Origin of the sequence: Paenibacillus beijingensis (genome assembly GCF_000961095.1) — a bacterium.
GTDB classification, from domain to species: Bacteria; Bacillota; Bacilli; order Paenibacillales; family Paenibacillaceae; genus Paenibacillus_O; species Paenibacillus_O beijingensis.
The window spans coordinates 1992099-2006808 of sequence record NZ_CP011058.1 but is presented as its reverse complement, the minus strand read 5'-3'; the positions used below and the strand labels follow the sequence as shown (position 1 = coordinate 2006808).

Annotated in this window: 15 protein-coding genes; 8 read left to right on the top strand and 7 right to left on the bottom strand. The window is 55.3% G+C overall.

Annotated features, from left to right (window positions below; all coding sequences use genetic code 11):
* Positions 1 to 335 precede the first annotated feature (335 nt).
* Positions 336 to 470, top strand: coding sequence for a hypothetical protein (locus tag VN24_RS28430; RefSeq protein WP_274520429.1), 135 nt, complete (start codon positions 336 to 338; stop codon positions 468 to 470).
* 39 nt (positions 471 to 509) lie between these two features.
* Here the strand turns inward: VN24_RS28430 and thrC are convergent, their stop codons facing one another.
* Entirely contained in the window at positions 510 to 1898 is a 1389-nt protein-coding gene (gene thrC / locus VN24_RS08920) for a threonine synthase (protein ID WP_045670114.1), read from the bottom strand.
* A 237-nt stretch (positions 1899 to 2135) separates the two neighbouring features.
* On the opposite strand from thrC, the gene VN24_RS08915 reads away from it, so the two are divergent.
* Positions 2136 to 3344 carry a low temperature requirement protein A gene (locus VN24_RS08915; protein ID WP_045670113.1) on the top strand — a complete coding sequence of 403 codons (1209 nt, stop codon included), beginning with the start codon at positions 2136 to 2138 and terminating at the stop codon, positions 3342 to 3344.
* Position 3345: 1 nt separating this feature from the next.
* Here VN24_RS08915 and VN24_RS08910 read toward each other — a convergent pair whose 3' ends face one another.
* The 3 genes from VN24_RS08910 to VN24_RS08900 all read right to left on the bottom strand — a co-directional run bounded on the left by VN24_RS08910 (position 3346) and on the right by VN24_RS08900 (position 5396).
* Positions 3346 to 3906 (bottom strand): NADPH-dependent FMN reductase, encoded by a 561-nt coding sequence (locus VN24_RS08910; RefSeq protein WP_045670112.1) that lies wholly within the window; start codon positions 3904 to 3906, stop codon positions 3346 to 3348.
* Positions 3907 to 4023: 117 nt separating this feature from the next.
* Positions 4024 to 4971 (bottom strand): ring-cleaving dioxygenase, encoded by a 948-nt coding sequence (locus VN24_RS08905; RefSeq protein WP_045670111.1) that lies wholly within the window; start codon positions 4969 to 4971, stop codon positions 4024 to 4026.
* Between the two features lie 26 nt (positions 4972 to 4997).
* Positions 4998 to 5396 (bottom strand): DoxX family protein, encoded by a 399-nt coding sequence (locus tag VN24_RS08900; RefSeq protein WP_045670110.1) that lies wholly within the window; start codon positions 5394 to 5396, stop codon positions 4998 to 5000.
* A 344-nt stretch (positions 5397 to 5740) separates the two neighbouring features.
* Here VN24_RS08900 and dapD point away from each other — a divergent pair, with 344 nt between their 5' ends.
* A complete protein-coding gene (gene dapD / locus VN24_RS08895; protein WP_045670109.1) occupies positions 5741 to 6454 on the top strand; it encodes a 2,3,4,5-tetrahydropyridine-2,6-dicarboxylate N-acetyltransferase in 714 nt (237 codons plus the stop codon).
* A gap of 109 nt (positions 6455 to 6563) precedes the next feature.
* On the top strand, positions 6564 to 7703 hold the full coding sequence (locus VN24_RS08890) for an N-acetyldiaminopimelate deacetylase (RefSeq protein ID WP_045670108.1): 1140 nt from the start codon (positions 6564 to 6566) through the stop codon (positions 7701 to 7703).
* Positions 7704 to 7974: 271 nt separating this feature from the next.
* Here the strand turns inward: VN24_RS08890 and VN24_RS08885 are convergent, their stop codons facing one another.
* Entirely contained in the window at positions 7975 to 9129 is a 1155-nt protein-coding gene (locus VN24_RS08885; protein ID WP_045670107.1) for an aminotransferase A, read from the bottom strand.
* 200 nt (positions 9130 to 9329) lie between these two features.
* Between VN24_RS08885 and VN24_RS08880 the strand changes: the two genes are divergently transcribed.
* The gene (locus VN24_RS08880; RefSeq protein ID WP_045670106.1) at positions 9330 to 10406 is read left to right on the top strand and encodes a DNA alkylation repair protein; all 1077 of its coding nucleotides are present in this window, start codon (positions 9330 to 9332) and stop codon (positions 10404 to 10406) included.
* On the opposite strand, the gene VN24_RS08875 is transcribed toward VN24_RS08880, so the two are convergent.
* Complete coding sequence (locus tag VN24_RS08875) at positions 10403 to 11122, bottom strand: M50 family metallopeptidase (protein WP_045670105.1); 720 nt, start codon at positions 11120 to 11122, stop codon at positions 10403 to 10405. The genes VN24_RS08880 and VN24_RS08875 overlap by 4 nt on opposite strands.
* Before the next feature lie 156 nt (positions 11123 to 11278).
* Here VN24_RS08875 and VN24_RS08870 point away from each other — a divergent pair, with 156 nt between their 5' ends.
* From VN24_RS08870 to VN24_RS08860, 3 genes are all read left to right on the top strand, one after another.
* Complete coding sequence (locus VN24_RS08870; protein WP_045670104.1) at positions 11279 to 11692, top strand: BlaI/MecI/CopY family transcriptional regulator; 414 nt, start codon at positions 11279 to 11281, stop codon at positions 11690 to 11692.
* Positions 11693 to 11694: 2 nt separating this feature from the next.
* Positions 11695 to 12543, top strand: a complete 849-nt coding sequence (locus tag VN24_RS08865) for a M56 family metallopeptidase (protein WP_045670103.1) — start codon at positions 11695 to 11697, stop codon at positions 12541 to 12543.
* 357 nt (positions 12544 to 12900) lie between these two features.
* Positions 12901 to 13302, top strand: coding sequence for a DoxX family protein (locus tag VN24_RS08860; protein WP_045670102.1), 402 nt, complete (start codon positions 12901 to 12903; stop codon positions 13300 to 13302).
* A 67-nt stretch (positions 13303 to 13369) separates the two neighbouring features.
* Here VN24_RS08860 and VN24_RS08855 read toward each other — a convergent pair whose 3' ends face one another.
* The gene (locus VN24_RS08855; RefSeq protein ID WP_045670101.1) at positions 13370 to 14488 is read right to left on the bottom strand and encodes an NAD(P)-dependent alcohol dehydrogenase; all 1119 of its coding nucleotides are present in this window, start codon (positions 14486 to 14488) and stop codon (positions 13370 to 13372) included.
* Between the last annotated feature and the right edge of the window lie 222 nt (positions 14489 to 14710).

Below are 14710 nucleotides of genomic sequence, written 5' to 3'. Positions count from 1 at the left end.
CGAGCACTGGTAGTATTCCGATGATGTCTGAGGCTCTCGAGGCAGTGCACTTGCTGCCCCTGCTGAAACGGTGCTGAGAGTGAACAGAATGGCAAGCGTTGCGATAAATTTACGGCCGCGAAGAAACTTCAATGGATTTACCTCCTTTTAGTTAAAGTTGTTTATAGACAAGGATATTACCTCGGCTACCATGATTTTAAAGAGCGGGTTTGGAGAGATACATCGCCTTCTGGCCAGGCTTATCGTGATCCTGTAATAACGGTAAGACAAAGAGACTCTCACTTTCAATGTCAAAATACTCTCACAACCCGATATCGAGGCTGGGCGGGTGCTTGATGCCGTTCGCGAATACCGGCTGCCGACGAATCCGCCAAGGAAGAGGCGCGCTTCCGTTCGCAGTCCGGCCGGCGATCGGCCGTCCGGTCAAGGAAACGGACAAGCCCGATCAACGCCAAAAAGCCGGCGCATGATTTCGACATCATGCGCCGGCTTTTTCCATTCATTTTCGCTTAAAAAAATTTCTCCAGCTGCTCCGCGATTTCGGCGTTCGAGCCGCCGACGAGCGTCTGGTACTGCGGCTTCTCGAACAGCGCCTCGATCTGCTCGGGGAACTGCTGCTCGATGCCGGTCAGACGGATCGATTCGTCGAACTTTGCCGGATGCGCGGTTGCCAGCGTCACCGTAATCTCGCCGCTCTCGCTTCGCTTGGAGGACGCCGCAACGCCGCAGGCGGTATGCGGATCGAGCAGGTAATCGGATTCCCGCTTCACCTTGCCGATCGTGTCCAGACATTCGTCGTTCCCCACGCCATAGGCGGCAAAATCGGCTTGAACGGTCTGCAGCTTGTCTGCCGGAATGACGATTCTGCCCTCCGTCTTGAACCGGTTCATCAGCTCGGTTACGGCCTGCGGGTCTTCCATGTACAAGTAGTACAAATACCGCTCGAAGTTGCTCGCGATCTGAATGTCCATCGAAGGGCTGTGCGTGCTGCGGAATTCGCCCGGCTCGTACACGCCTTCCGTCACAAACCGCTCCAGAATGTTGTTTTCGTTCGTGGCCAAGATCAGCTTGCCTATCGGCAGTCCCATCTTTTTGGCCAAGTAACCTGCAAAAATATCGCCGAAGTTGCCGGTCGGCACGCTGAAGTTGATCTTCGCATCGCGGCCGTCTTTGGCGATTTGGAAGTAGGCGTAGAAATAATAAACCGTCTGCGCCAAAATACGCGCGATGTTAATGGAATTGATGGCGCGCAGATGGTGGCGCTGCTTGAATTCCACATCGGCGAACAGTTCCTTGATGATCCGCTGGCAGTCGTCGAAGTTGCCTTCCACCGACAAGTTCAGCACGTTCTCGTCGTGAACCGTCGTCATCTGCAGCTCCTGCACCTTGCTCACTTTGCCGTTCGGATGCAGAATGCAGATGCGGATGCCTTCCTTGCCGCGCACGCCCTCGATCGCCGACGCTCCGGTATCGCCCGAAGTCGCTCCGAGAATATTGATGACGGTCCCCCTTTGGCGGGAAACATAGCCGTACAGGTTGCCCAGAAACTGGAGGGCGATGTCTTTGAAGGCGAAGGTCGGGCCGTGGAACAGCTCGAGCACGTACTCGCGATCGCCGATCGCGCGCACCGGCGTCACTTCCGGATCGCGGAACGTCGAGTAGCTGTCATGCACGAGCGCCTTCAGATCGTCGCGCGGAATATCGTCCCCCATATAGAGTGCGAATAATTCAACCGCCAGCTCCTCGTAAGGCAGTTTGGACCACTGCGTTAATGTATCTTGAGAAAGCTGCGGTATTTGGGCGGGTACGAGCAGGCCGCCGTCGTCGGCCAGACCCATCAGAATGGAGTCGATAAAGCCGATTGCCCCAACGTTTCCCCGAGTGCTTATGAAGTTCATAGTCATCTCCTCATGCAAGCGAAAGTTGTTGTTATTATAACAAAGAAATGCATGAATTCCTAACCCCAAATGGCAGGAAAAGAAATTAACATTTTTCCAAACTCGACAGTGATGATCACAAGGTTCGGCGCATGATACAATCATGATGTATGCGGACTATTCAGCCGTACCGGCATCCAAACTAAAAAAATGGCAAACCGGTATTCCGATACGCCATTGTCGATAGGGAGCGGATATATGAGAAAATTGACTTCAGAAGCGGTACTGTTTCGCAATAGGGGAAATCGCGATTCGGGTAAAGTGTCTTTCATTGAATTGTTTTTCGACTTGATCTTTGTCTTCGCGGTTACCCAACTGTCGCACTCCTTCTTGGAAAACTTCACGATGAAAGGAGCCGTCCAGCTCGGGCTTATTACAATGGCCGTATGGTGGGTCTGGATCTTCACGGCCTGGGTTATCAACTGGCTGAATCCAGAGTCGCTGCATGTTCGGGTCATGCTGATTGTCCTTATGCTCCTCGGGCTGATCATGTCGACATCGATTCCCGAGGCTTTCGAGTCATCCGGGCTCTACTTCGGACTTGCTTATGCGCTCTTTCAGGTAGGCCGGACAGCGTATACCGTCTGGCTGCTTCGCAAAGGCCTGGTCGAGCTCAGAATCAATTTCATCCGTATTCTCTGCTGGCTGTCCTTGTCGGGAGCGTTCTGGATCGCAGGGGGAATTGCGCATGAATCTTGGCGGCTTGCACTGTGGATTGCTGCGCTCTTGATCGAATACATCGCACCTTCTCTCGGCTTCTGGCTGCCGCGGATCGGCAAAACGCCAACCGCAGTCTGGGACATCGAAGGCTCACATATGGCGGAGCGCTGCGCCTTGTTCATCATTATCGCCCTCGGGGAGTCGATTCTGGTGACGGGGGCGACATTTGCCAAGCTGGAGTGGAATCCCGTCACGCTCGCAGCCTTTGGCGCCGCCTTCGCCGGCACGGTGGCGATGTGGTGGATTTATTTCGATGTGGCCGCCAAAACCGGACATCACTTCATTGCCCACTCAGCGGACCCGGGCAGAGTCGCCCGCTCGGCGTATACCTATACGCATCTTCTTCTGATCGCAGGCATTATTATGACGGCCGTGGGGGATGAACTGGTGCTGGCCCATCCCACAGGTCATTCCGACGTCAAGGCGGCCGCAGTTATTCTCGGAGGAACGGAGCTTTTCCTGCTCGGCAACTTGTTGTTTATGCGAATCGTAGCCGGCGTTGTTCCTGCACCCTATCTGACGGGATTGCTTGCGTTTGCGATTCTTTTTCCTTTCGCCGGCGCGTTTTCCGCACTGCTCTTGTCGGTCATCTCGACTGTCGTGCTTATCGCCGTTTCCATATGGGGATCCGTATTTTCGGAGCGGCTGTGCCGGCTCCGGCCCGCTCCTCTGAACAAACAAGCGTAATTCAATCCAAAGATGGAACCTGATCAATCCAGTGGATGAATTGCTGCACATAGCGCTGCAAATAGCTGCGGGTTGTTTCGTCCGTCAAAATGCGGCGCTGCGCGTCCACCTTATCCATCACTTGCGAAATATACATTTTTTGAAAAGGCAGTACATAAGCTTGGGTGGCCTCCAGCGTCTGCCGGATCTGCTGCTGCGACAAGATTGTGCCTTTGACCCCCGGAGTAGCCCCAACGATTCCGGCCGGCTTCCTGCGCAGTACCGCCGTTTTGGTCGGTGTCGAGGCCCAGTCCAGAGCGTTCTTCAGTACGCCGGGAATACCCGAGTTATATTCAGGGCTGACAATGATGATGCCGTCGGCCCTCTTAATCGCTTCACGGAAGAGCCGGACGGACTCGGGACCGTCCCCACGGTCCAAATCGCCATTGTAAAGAGGGAGTTCCGCTAAAGAGATCAACTCATATTCGACAGAAGGCTCAAGCTCGGGAATCGTCTCCGCAATCATCCGGTTGAATGAGTTTTCCCTTAAGCTTCCTACAATAATTCCGATCTTCTTCGTCATTGTCCCGTCCTCCTAAAGTTTGTTGAAATAGCACATTCAACTCTTTGCCCTGCCGGGCGACGAACCGCGGCTAACTTCTGCGCATCGACCCGTCCACCCTCGAGAAATTAGGCCTCATCACTTCTTCGCTTCCAATTCTCTAACTTGGATCGGCAGCAAATTCGCTTCGATTTGTGCGCGGCTTGGCTCAAACCACGAAGGCAGCATAATTTTTTGGCCAAGGGCATCCGCATCCTCGTCAACTGCGAATCCCGGCGGATCTGTGGCGATCTCGAATAATATGCCGCCGCCTTCCCGGAAGTAAATCGCGTTGAAATACTGACGGTCAATAACGGGTGTCGGATAATAACCGGATCGGGAAACTTCTTGCTGCCACTGTACATGCTCATCGAAGTCTTTGGCTCTCCAGGCAATATGATGAACCGTTCCAGCCCCTCCGATGCCCCTATTCATATTGGCTAAAGGCACGTCGATGATATTGCCGATTTCACCGAAAGCTTGGAAGCGGGCATAACCTGCGTCTTCCCCGACTTTTGTCAGCCCGAGAATGTTTTCCAGAACGGAGACGGTTCTCGCCGAATCCACACTGAACAGCACCGCACCGCCGAACCCTTTAATGGCCTTATCGGTCGAAATGCCGTCAAACGACCATTCGCTGTTCCGCCCGCCTTCTCTTTCGACCAGCTCGAGGTGCAGTCCTTCATTGTCATCGAATTGCAGATATTGCTCAGAAAATCTTGTCGTCTTGGTGACGGGGATGCCAAAGCCGGCGAGACGTTCTTCCCAGAAAGCAAGCGCTCCGACAGGCACGATGTAAGTGGTGACGCCCACTTGTCCGCCGCCAATCCGGCCGACGCTTGATTCCGGCCAAGGGAAAAATGTAATGATCGTACCGGGGTTGCCCGCTTTGTCGCCGAAATAAAGATGATAGACCTCGGGAGCGTCAAAGTTAATCGTTTTTTTCACAAGCCGCAGTCCAAGGACGCCAGCGTAAAAATCGACGTTTTCTTGCGGATTTCTTGCAAATGCCGTGATATGGTGAATTCCAGCCGTTTGTAAAGTCATCGAAAATCACTCCTTATTTATTTTTTTCAGAAGAAAAGAGCATCCAGCGAGTATGCACCCGCACCGATTAAAGCAACGCCGATCACAACGACCAACAGCACCAGCGGGTACTCATAACCGTTAGCAGTTGCCCAGAGCCCGTTCGGCCCATGCACTTTCACAATGGCGCCCAGCATCGTAAGCGCGATCAGGAGCGCCGCCACCGGAGTTAACAATCCGACTGTGAACAGGGCCCCGCCGATCAATTCCAGCAGCCCGGCAAATACGGCCATCGCTACACCCGGTCTAATCCCGACCGATTCCATCCAGCCTCCGGTGCCTTTGGGACCGTAGCCTCCAAACATACCGAACAACTTCTGAGCACCGTGACCGATAAACAACACACCGACAATAACGCGAATTAACAGCAAACCTAAATCCATCATATTCATTCATCTCCTCAGTTAATTTTAATTTAATAATCTTTAATTTAAGATAATAGAGTAAAAAAATGCGCTTTTTTCATTTCTTAACTTCTGCTTCTTCCCATCCTGCATGTTTCCATCGGTTCAATGTCCTCATCGCATCCGCTCCTTCAATTCGTTTCAAATTTAATTATCTTGAATTAAAGATAAATCATTTTCATCCAAGTGTCAATAGGTCTGCTTAAAAAAGTTTAGACAGGATCAAATTGCGGGAGCCCCCGTTTTTATGCTATAAATGAGGTAGTTTATGCTTGTCCCGTCCGGGTTGGCGTAGGTGATGAAAGGAAAAGGAGCTGTTAAATTTCATGTCTACTGAAATGAATACGCAAGATGTCATTAATTTGATCAAAACAAGCACGAAAAAAACTCCCGTTAAAGTATATGTTAAAGGTGATCTTGAATCCGTCTCGTTCGGCGAAGGCGTTCAATCGTTCATCTCCGGCAACAGCGGCGTCGTATTCGGCGACTGGGCCGTTATCCAAGCCGCGCTGGAAGCAAACAGCGGCAAAATCGAAGACTATGTAGTGGAAAACGACCGCCGCAACTCGGCAATCCCGCTGCTTGATCTGAAAAACATCAACGCGCGCATCGAACCGGGCGCGTTCATCCGCGAAATGGTCGCCATCGGCGACAACGCCGTCATCATGATGGGCGCGGTCATCAACATCGGCGTTTCCATCGGCTCCGGCACGATGATCGATATGGGCGCCATTCTTGGCGGACGCGTACAGGTCGGTAAAATGTGCCACATCGGCGCGGGTGCCGTGCTTGCGGGCGTCATCGAGCCGCCTTCGGCGCAGCCGGTTGTTGTGGAAGACGACGTGCTGATCGGCGCCAACGCGGTTGTGTTGGAAGGCGTTCGCATCGGCAAAGGATCCGTTGTCGCAGCTGGCGCGATTGTAACGGCGGATGTACCGGAATATACGGTTGTAGCCGGCGCACCGGCACGCGTGATCAAGCAAGTCGACGATAAAACGAAATCGAAAACCGAAATTTTGCAGGAGCTGCGGACCTTGTAGGTCCGGCCCCTTGCCGGTTTTCGCCTTACCTGACAAGCTCGGCGGCTACCGCCGGGCTTTCTTTGAATGTAAGCAGCGTTATTTTTATAGAAGGAGGCTTCAAAAGGCTATGACGTTAACTGCACAAAGCCCGTTCGTCCGCATTCGCCGCGACCTGCACCAAATCCCGGAGCCCGGCTTCGCGGAGTTCAAGACGCAGCGCTATTTGCTCGATTATATCGCGTCGCTGCCACAGGAACGGCTGGAGGTGCGGACCTGGCGGACCGGCATTCTGGTCCGTATCCGCGGAACCGCGCCGAAGCGCCGGTTCGGGTACCGGGCCGACATGGATGCGCTGCCGATCGCGGAGGACACCGGCTATGATTTCCAATCGATGCATCCGGGCTACATGCACGCCTGCGGCCACGATCTTCATATGGCGATCGCGCTCGGTATCGTGACGCATTTTACGCAGCAGCCGATCGCCGACGACCTGATCGTCCTGTTCCAGCCGGCAGAGGAAGGTCCCGGCGGCGCGCTTCCGATGCTGCAGAGCGAAGAACTGGCCGATTGGATGCCCGACCAGATCGCGGCGCTGCATATTGCGCCGGAGTACCCGGTCGGCACGATTGCGACGCGGCCGGGCATTTTGTTTGCCAATACGTCGGAGCTGTTCATCGATTTGACCGGCAAGGGCGGACATGCGGCTTACCCGCATAAAGCGAATGATATGGTCGTCGCCGCGGCCCAGCTTGTCGGCCAGCTGCAGACGATCGTCGCACGCAACGTCAACCCGCTCGATGCGGCCGTCATAACCGTCGGCAAAATCGAGGGCGGCACGAAGCAGAACATTATCGCCGAGAAGGCGCGTCTGGAAGGCACGATCCGCACGCTGTCCGCCGATACGATGAAGCTGGTAAAGTCGAGAATCGAAGCGCTCGTGAAGGGCGTCGAGGCCGGCTTCGACTGCCGCGCAGAGATCGATTACGGATCGAACTATTTGCAGGTGTATAACGATGAAGCGGTCACCGAAGAGCTGATGGCTTGGCTGCGCCGCCGGGAAGATGTGCAGCTGGTGGATTGCACCGAAGCGATGACGGGCGAGGACTTCGGGTATTTGCTCGAGAAAATTCCCGGATTCATGTTTTGGCTCGGGGTGGACACGCCGTACGGCTTGCATCACGCCAAGCTGGAGCCGAACGAGGGGGCAATCGACCTGGCGATTTCCGTGATGACCGATTATTTCACCTGGAAGTCGCGTGGGGAGTAGATCTTCGTTAATGAAATAATAAGCCCATTTTCGTAATGAACCGAAAATGGGCTTTTTTTCTTTTTTAAAATCGGAAACGGGAGAAAAGAAATTTCGGTGAAAAAAGAGCGGAGCAGACGAATCGTTCTGGAGAAGCGACAGCGTTCGCCTTTGTAGACGGATCGTAACCCTGTTAAGGGTTATGTAATCGGAACGATCCGGCTGCAACAGCGATCGGAAGAATGATTCGTCCGCGCAGCGGACCTATATGCACCGCACTAGAAGTTCGAAGCTACAGCTTTTTCACCATCGCTTCCAGACCGTCCATGCCACGCTCCAAAACTTCCTGCCCGTAAGCGTACGAGATGCGGATATAACCTTCCCCATACACCGAGAAGGCGTCGCCCGGAACGACGGCCACCCGCTGCTCCTCCAGCAGCTTCATCGTGAACTCCATTGAGGACAAGCCGTAGCGCTCGATGGAAGGGAAGATGTAGAACGCGCCTTCCGGTTTTTCCAGCGTCATGCCCATCGCCGTCAGCCGCTCATATACATAATCGCGGCGCTTGCAGTACTCGTCCCGCATCGGCAGCGCATCGTCATAACCCGCCGTCAGAGCTTCCAGCGCCGCATATTGGCTGATGGAACTGGCGCAGGTGACGTTATATTGGTGCACCTTCACCATATGCTTCGTAATTTCAGCCGGAGCCAATGTAAAGCCGATGCGCCAGCCGGTCATGGAGTGCGACTTGGACAAGCCGTTGATAACGATCGTCCGCTCCCTCATGCCGGCCAGAGATGAGATCGACCGGTAAGGAATGTCATACACGAGCTCGCTGTAAATTTCGTCGGATATTACGAATACTTCCTTCTCCCGCAGCAGCTGCGCCATCGCTTCCTGCTCCTCTTGCGTCATGACGCGGCCGGTCGGGTTCGAAGGGTAGCATAAAATAATCGCTTTTGTCCGCTCTGTCAACAGCGGCTCGAGCAGCTCGGCCGTCAGCTTGAAGCCGCTGCCGCGCGTGTCGGCGTAAACGGGGACGCCGCCCGACAGCTTCACAAGCGGCTCGTAACCGGGGTAGATCGGGCCCGGAAGAATGACCTCGTCCCCTTCCGTCAGCACGGTGCGCAGGGCGATATCGAGCGCCTGGCTGGCGCCGTTAGTCACAATCACTTCGTCGGTCCCGCGGTAATGCAGACCGTACTTTCCGCGTACGAACGCGGATACGGCTTCGCGCAGCTCCGGCAGTCCCGGATTGGGCGTGTACACCGTCCGTTGGGCGTCAATGGCCCGTTTTGCCGCTTCCATAATGTGCACAGGGGTCGGAAAGTCGGGCTGGCCGATCGTAAGGGAGACCGCATCCGGATAACCCGCAACGAGATTGGCGATTTTGCGGATGCCGCTTATCTGAATATCTTTCACCTTTGCGTTGACTAAATGTTCCATGATTAGACTTCCATCCTTTTTTCGATAAAAGTTATGCCGCGAACGCGAACCTGTCAAACCTGTTAGCAACAGTGTACAATACAGGCTCCCGTGTTGGAAGTCTAAAGGCAGGCGGACAGCCGTGGTTGTTCCACGCGCGACAGACGCGAACGTATGTGCTATAGTGAAAGCACTTAGCAAAAGAAAGGCGGGACTCTTGAATGGAGTCGTTTAAAAATGTGTATTCGCAGACGTTTATCGAACAATTCGCCGGACGGATGGAGCGCATAAGCGCCCGGTTTGACGGGCGGCGGTTTGTCGCGCTCGTGCTGGATGAGGGCTGGGAGCAGAAAGAGTTCAAGCAGCGGATCCGCCATATTACACATGCGTTAACCGCGGCGCTGCCCGCTTCCTACGGGGAAGCGCTCGATATGCTGCTCGCGGCGGCACCGCAGTGCAGGGGCGTCGAATATTTGTTTTTTCCCGACTTTGTCGAAGTGAACGGGCTGGACGAATGGGACCGCTCCATCGATGCGCTGGAGCGGCTGACGCCGTTCTCCAGCTCCGAATTTGACGTCCGGCCGTTTATCCGGCGCGATCAGGAGCGCATGATGGTGCAGATGGCGCAGTGGGCACGGCACGACAGCGAGCATGTGCGCCGGCTGGCCAGCGAAGGCTGCAGGCCGCGCTTGCCGTGGGCGCAGGCGCTGGACGCCTTCAAGGCGGACCCGGCTCCGATTGTGCCGATTCTGGAGGCGTTAAAGGAGGACGAATCGCTTTATGTCCGCAAAAGCGTCGCCAACAATCTGAACGACATGGCCAAAGACCATCCTTCCCTCGTGCTGAAGCTGGCCGCCGGCTGGTACGGCAAACATCCGCACACCGACTGGATCGTCCGGCACGGCTGCCGAACGCTGCTCAAGCAGGCGCATCCCGATGCGCTGCGGTTGTTCGGTCTCGGCGATTCCGGCGGAATCGAGGTGTTGTCGGTCGAGCTGACCCGGACAAGCGTGAACGTCGGGGAGGAGCTCCCCTTCACGGTCCGTCTCCATAACGGGTCGGGCGGTCCGCGGAAGCTGCGGGTGGAGTATGAAATCGGCTATCGGAAGGCAAACGGCCGCCTCGCCCCGAAACGGTTTAAACTGTCGGAACGGATCTATGATCCGGGAACGAGCGTCGTGACCGGCAAGCAGTCGTTCAAGCCGCTGACGACGCGCCGCCATTACCCCGGCACCCACCGGCTCGCGATTATCGTGAATGGGGAAGAGAAGGCGGCACAGACGTTTGGCCTAATCTAATCGCGGCTGTACGGCCGCTGCCTCGTCTCCGTGTGCACGGTCCGGGCCGTTTTGGGCGCTCTTATTTTGCCGAAAAAGGCAACGGACTTCACCGCGCACCAGAGCGAGACGACGACGAACAGCAGCGCCCAGACGAGGGCGGGGATGCCGGTCAGCTGCCGCATATTGGCGGCGTCGCCGGCCTGCCCCGGGCTGAGCAGCGCGTACTGAAGCAGGTAAAACGGCCCCAGCACCGATTCCTCCAGCATAATAAATGCGAGCAGCACATAGTACCAATGAACAAACGCCGGCGCGAAAAAATAGATCGCTGCGTTTAAACCGATAAAACCGGCGAGCCACCACACCCCGAACCCCTCATGCACCCAAAACACGATCATAAGCAGGGCAATGGCCGTAATCAGCAGCAGACCCGTCCGCTCCCGCCGTTTGAAGTACAATGCAAACAGCAGCAGCGAAAAGAGCGATGCGCCGATGTAACCGGCCAGCGACACGGCGGTCAGACTCCACCAGGAGGAGAGGTAGGAGTACGTAACGCCGCTGTGGTCGGCGTGCAGCTGGATGCCGCTCACACGGCCTGACATCAGCAGCGTGAGCAGCGCATGGCAAAATTCGTGCACCATCGTATTCACATTGCGGAAGAAAGAAGAAAACGGAATGAGCCGGGTTAACACGATCGATACGGCCAGAAACAGCACCGTTTTCAGCCACCTGTTCAATGAGAGCACCTCCGCTTGGTAGTTGTTTATTTTACGTTTTCAAGCGGTTCCGGTTGCACATGCACGCGGCAGCGGCCGGATTCTGCCGGACGGTTGACGAAGGTTCCCATTCAACATTACAATGAGTAGTGTAAGTTGACGAGGGGTGCGGCATCGATGAAGATTCACCATTTCAAAACAAACGAAAGCGGATTGAACCGTTTTTTCGGACCGCTGGAATCCAAAATTATGAAGGTTCTGTGGGACGGACCCGAAATGACGATCAAAGACGTTCAGGCGAAGCTGGGCCAGGAGAAAGCGGCCAATTTTAATACCGTGATGACGGTCATGAACCGGCTGGTCGACAAAAAAGTACTGCAGAAGCGTCCGCTCGGACGTGCGTCGGTGTACCGGCCCGCGCAGAGCAAAGAACAGTTTCTGGACACGCAGTCGCGCGAGCTGACGCACGATCTGATGGAGGAATTCGGTCCGCTTGTCGTCAGCCATATGTTGGACGAGCTGGAGGAAGCGGATGCGGAGCTGATCGAGCAGCTCGAGCAAAAAATTAAAGAGCTGAAAAAGGAACGGTAGCCATGTGGGAATCAAAATCCAGACTGCTGCTCGTGCTGGGGCTCGCCTTGCCGGGCTTCATCGCGCTGGAGATGATGATCTATACAGCGGATATGCTGACGGGATGGAAGATGAACCGCAACCTGATCCATATGTGCGCGGCGACGCTCATGGACCTCGGATTGTCCGCGCTGGTGAAGGCGCTCAATCTGCTTGTGTTTGTGACGTTGCTCGTTTTGTTGTGGCAGTCGGCTCGGCAGCCGTTGCTGGCGCGCCGCGCCGGCCGGAAGCTTCAGGCGATGCTCGAGCCGGCGCTGACCGAGGAGATGAACCGGCGGTACGGAAGCGGCCGCAGCGGCATTCTCGTCATTGACCGCGAGGAGCCCGCGGCGTTCACGATGGGCATGCTGAAGCCGCGCATCGTCATATCGACCGGGCTGATGTCGCTGCTGGAGCCGCGGGAGCTTGAGGCGGTCATCCTTCACGAGACCTATCATCAGAAGCACGGCGATCCGCGCAACCTGTTTTTGCTCTCTCTTTTCGCATCTGTGTTCTGGTACATTCCGCTGCTCGGATGGCTTTGCCATCAATACAAAATCGTCCGTGAGGTGCTCGCCGACAACGAAGCGATGAGCCGGCAAGGTACGGCGGCCGATCTGGCCGGGGCGCTGCTCAAGATGCTGAAGCGGGGCGGGGCGGAGCCGCCTTCCTTTGCTCACGTCTCGTTTGCGGAGACGTCCATCAATTGCCGAATCAGGCTTATTTTGAATCCGGACGAGCAGCTTCCGCTGCAGCTGCCGCTCAAGCGGACGATGATTTCACTGCCGGCGCTCGTCGCGCTAGGAGCGATGTTTTTTGGGGTGCTGAACTGAAAGCCCCTGCTTTTTTTACCACAGATAGAATTTATAAATTTCGCAGTTGCGAAAATCAAATTCTATCTTGGCGATAAAACCTACATTTAAACGCGGTCGCTCATCCTTAAGAGGCCTCGATAGAGGTTTTCTCAACTCAAAACACTACATGTTGTAGTGTTAAATTCGGATAGGAGGTGGAGGCAAAAGAAAACAGCCGGGAGCAGGATCGATGGTGCATGAACAGTCGAGTCGGCCAACGGCCGGGCGGGTCTTCGTTCTTGAAACGAAGACGAATACCGGTGAAGCTTATTGCTAAAGCGATGTTTTCGAAGCTGTTTTTGCAGGCCTGTCAAAAAAGTTCAGGAGGAAATGATCATGGGAAAAAATGTGGAAATCGGAACGTTAATCGCGAGGGTAGTACTTGGTATTATTTTTATGCTGCATGGCTGGCAGAAGGCGCAAAACTTTGCCGGCACGTCGCAGTTTTTTCAGAAGATCGGTCTGCCGGGCTTTATGGCCTACGCGGTCGGCACGATTGAGTTGATCGGGGGCATCCTGCTCATTATCGGATTTGGGACGCGCATTATAGCAGCGCTGTTTGCGCTTATTATGCTGGGCGCTATTTTCCAGGTGAAAAGCTCGGCGGGTCTGGTCGGCGGGTATGAACTCGACCTTGCACTGCTGGCGATTTCGGTGCATCTGATGCTGGCCGGCGGCGGTCTGCTGGCAGCGGACAAGCTGCTCTTCCGCGGCAAAGCCCGCACTGCGAACGCTTAAGGCTCTTCAAACGTGAAACCCCGCTGCATAAGGCCTGGCGCCTGCGGCGGGGTTTTTGTCGATTGTCTCAACGCCCTGCGGGCTGTCGCTCCGTTTCCGCATCGGCTGCCGATTGTTCGGGCGCTCCATTCGGGTAGACGATCACTTTCAAGCATTCGCTCTTATGGTTGAGCGCCCGCTCCATCGCTTCCTGCGTTTGTTCGAGCGGATATTTGTCGGTGACAAGTTTGCTTGCGTCGACAATGCCGGAGGCGAGAAACCGGATGCCCTTCGGATACGTGTTGGCGTAGCGGAAAATGCCGTAGATGTCGACCTCGTTGTCGGCGATAAAAGGGACGTTCAACGGAATTTCGTCCTGGGCGGGCAAGCCGACGACGGCGAGTTTACCGCCGCGCCGCAGCGAAGCGAGAGCCGACTGGAGCGCCTTGGGATTGCCGGCGGTTTCCCAAGCGACATCGACGCCTCTGCCGCCGGTGATGCTGTGTATTACCTCGTCCGGGTTTTGTTCGCGCACGTTAATGACATGGCTTGCACCCAATTGCTTGGCCGCCTGCAGACGTACCGGCTCCAGATCGGTGACGATAATCCGGCTTGCTCCGTACGCCTTGGCCGCGGCGACGGCCATCAGGCCGACCGGACCCATGCCCATGATCGCGATTGTGGAGCCCGGCTGCAGGTTCGTTCTGGCGGCGGCGTGGATGCCGACAGAGAAAGGCTCGACCAGAGCGGCTTCTTCGTAAGAGAGGCTGTCCGGAATCGGAAAGACGAAGTCCGCGCGCATTTTGATGTACTGGACAAATGCGCCGTCGACCGGCGGCGTAGCGAGAAATTGAACGTCGGGACAAAGGTTGTATCTTCCTTCCTTGCAGGCCTCGCAAGTTCCGCAGGTGACGCCCGGCTCGACGGCAACGCGGTCCCCGACTTGAAATTGACGGACATTCGCGCCGACGGCGCTGATTTCCCCCGCGCATTCATGGCCTAGAATGATCGGCTTCTCCACCACATATTTCCCGATCCGGCCGTGGGTGTAATAATGCAAATCCGAACCGCAAATGCCGACCGCCATCACTTTAATCAGCACTTCGTCTGGGGCAATTTGCGGAACGGGAAGCTCCTCGATGCGGATTTCCCGGGTGCCGTGCATGACGGCGGCTTTCATCGTTTGCGGGACATTAATAGTTGACATATCGCTCAGTCTCCTTCTTTAAGGGCGTATAGGCATGATGCTCGTCCGGATTGCCGGCACGATCAAAAACATGGTCCCGATTACGGCGGGCGGGATTTTGACAACATCGGTATAGAAGAATAACATGTAAGTCATAACGGTTGACCATAGAAATTGATCGCCAGATAGGGGTCCATGTTCAGGTACGGCGGCTGTTTTTCTTAACGCAATCATAAATTCGCG

Coding starts and splice junctions, on each gene's coding strand:
- VN24_RS28430 (WP_274520429.1), top strand. CDS start 336: ATGCCGTTCGCGAATACCGGCTGCCGACGAATCCGCCAAGGAAGAGGC.
- thrC (WP_045670114.1), bottom strand. CDS start 1,898: ATGAACTTCATAAGCACTCGGGGAAACGTTGGGGCAATCGGCTTTATC.
- VN24_RS08915 (WP_045670113.1), top strand. CDS start 2,136: ATGAGAAAATTGACTTCAGAAGCGGTACTGTTTCGCAATAGGGGAAAT.
- VN24_RS08910 (WP_045670112.1), bottom strand. CDS start 3,906: ATGACGAAGAAGATCGGAATTATTGTAGGAAGCTTAAGGGAAAACTCA.
- VN24_RS08905 (WP_045670111.1), bottom strand. CDS start 4,971: ATGACTTTACAAACGGCTGGAATTCACCATATCACGGCATTTGCAAGA.
- VN24_RS08900 (WP_045670110.1), bottom strand. CDS start 5,396: ATGATGGATTTAGGTTTGCTGTTAATTCGCGTTATTGTCGGTGTGTTG.
- dapD (WP_045670109.1), top strand. CDS start 5,741: ATGTCTACTGAAATGAATACGCAAGATGTCATTAATTTGATCAAAACA.
- VN24_RS08890 (WP_045670108.1), top strand. CDS start 6,564: ATGACGTTAACTGCACAAAGCCCGTTCGTCCGCATTCGCCGCGACCTG.
- VN24_RS08885 (WP_045670107.1), bottom strand. CDS start 9,129: ATGGAACATTTAGTCAACGCAAAGGTGAAAGATATTCAGATAAGCGGC.
- VN24_RS08880 (WP_045670106.1), top strand. CDS start 9,330: ATGGAGTCGTTTAAAAATGTGTATTCGCAGACGTTTATCGAACAATTC.
- VN24_RS08870 (WP_045670104.1), top strand. CDS start 11,279: ATGAAGATTCACCATTTCAAAACAAACGAAAGCGGATTGAACCGTTTT.
- VN24_RS08865 (WP_045670103.1), top strand. CDS start 11,695: ATGTGGGAATCAAAATCCAGACTGCTGCTCGTGCTGGGGCTCGCCTTG.
- VN24_RS08860 (WP_045670102.1), top strand. CDS start 12,901: ATGGGAAAAAATGTGGAAATCGGAACGTTAATCGCGAGGGTAGTACTT.
- VN24_RS08855 (WP_045670101.1), bottom strand. CDS start 14,488: ATGTCAACTATTAATGTCCCGCAAACGATGAAAGCCGCCGTCATGCAC.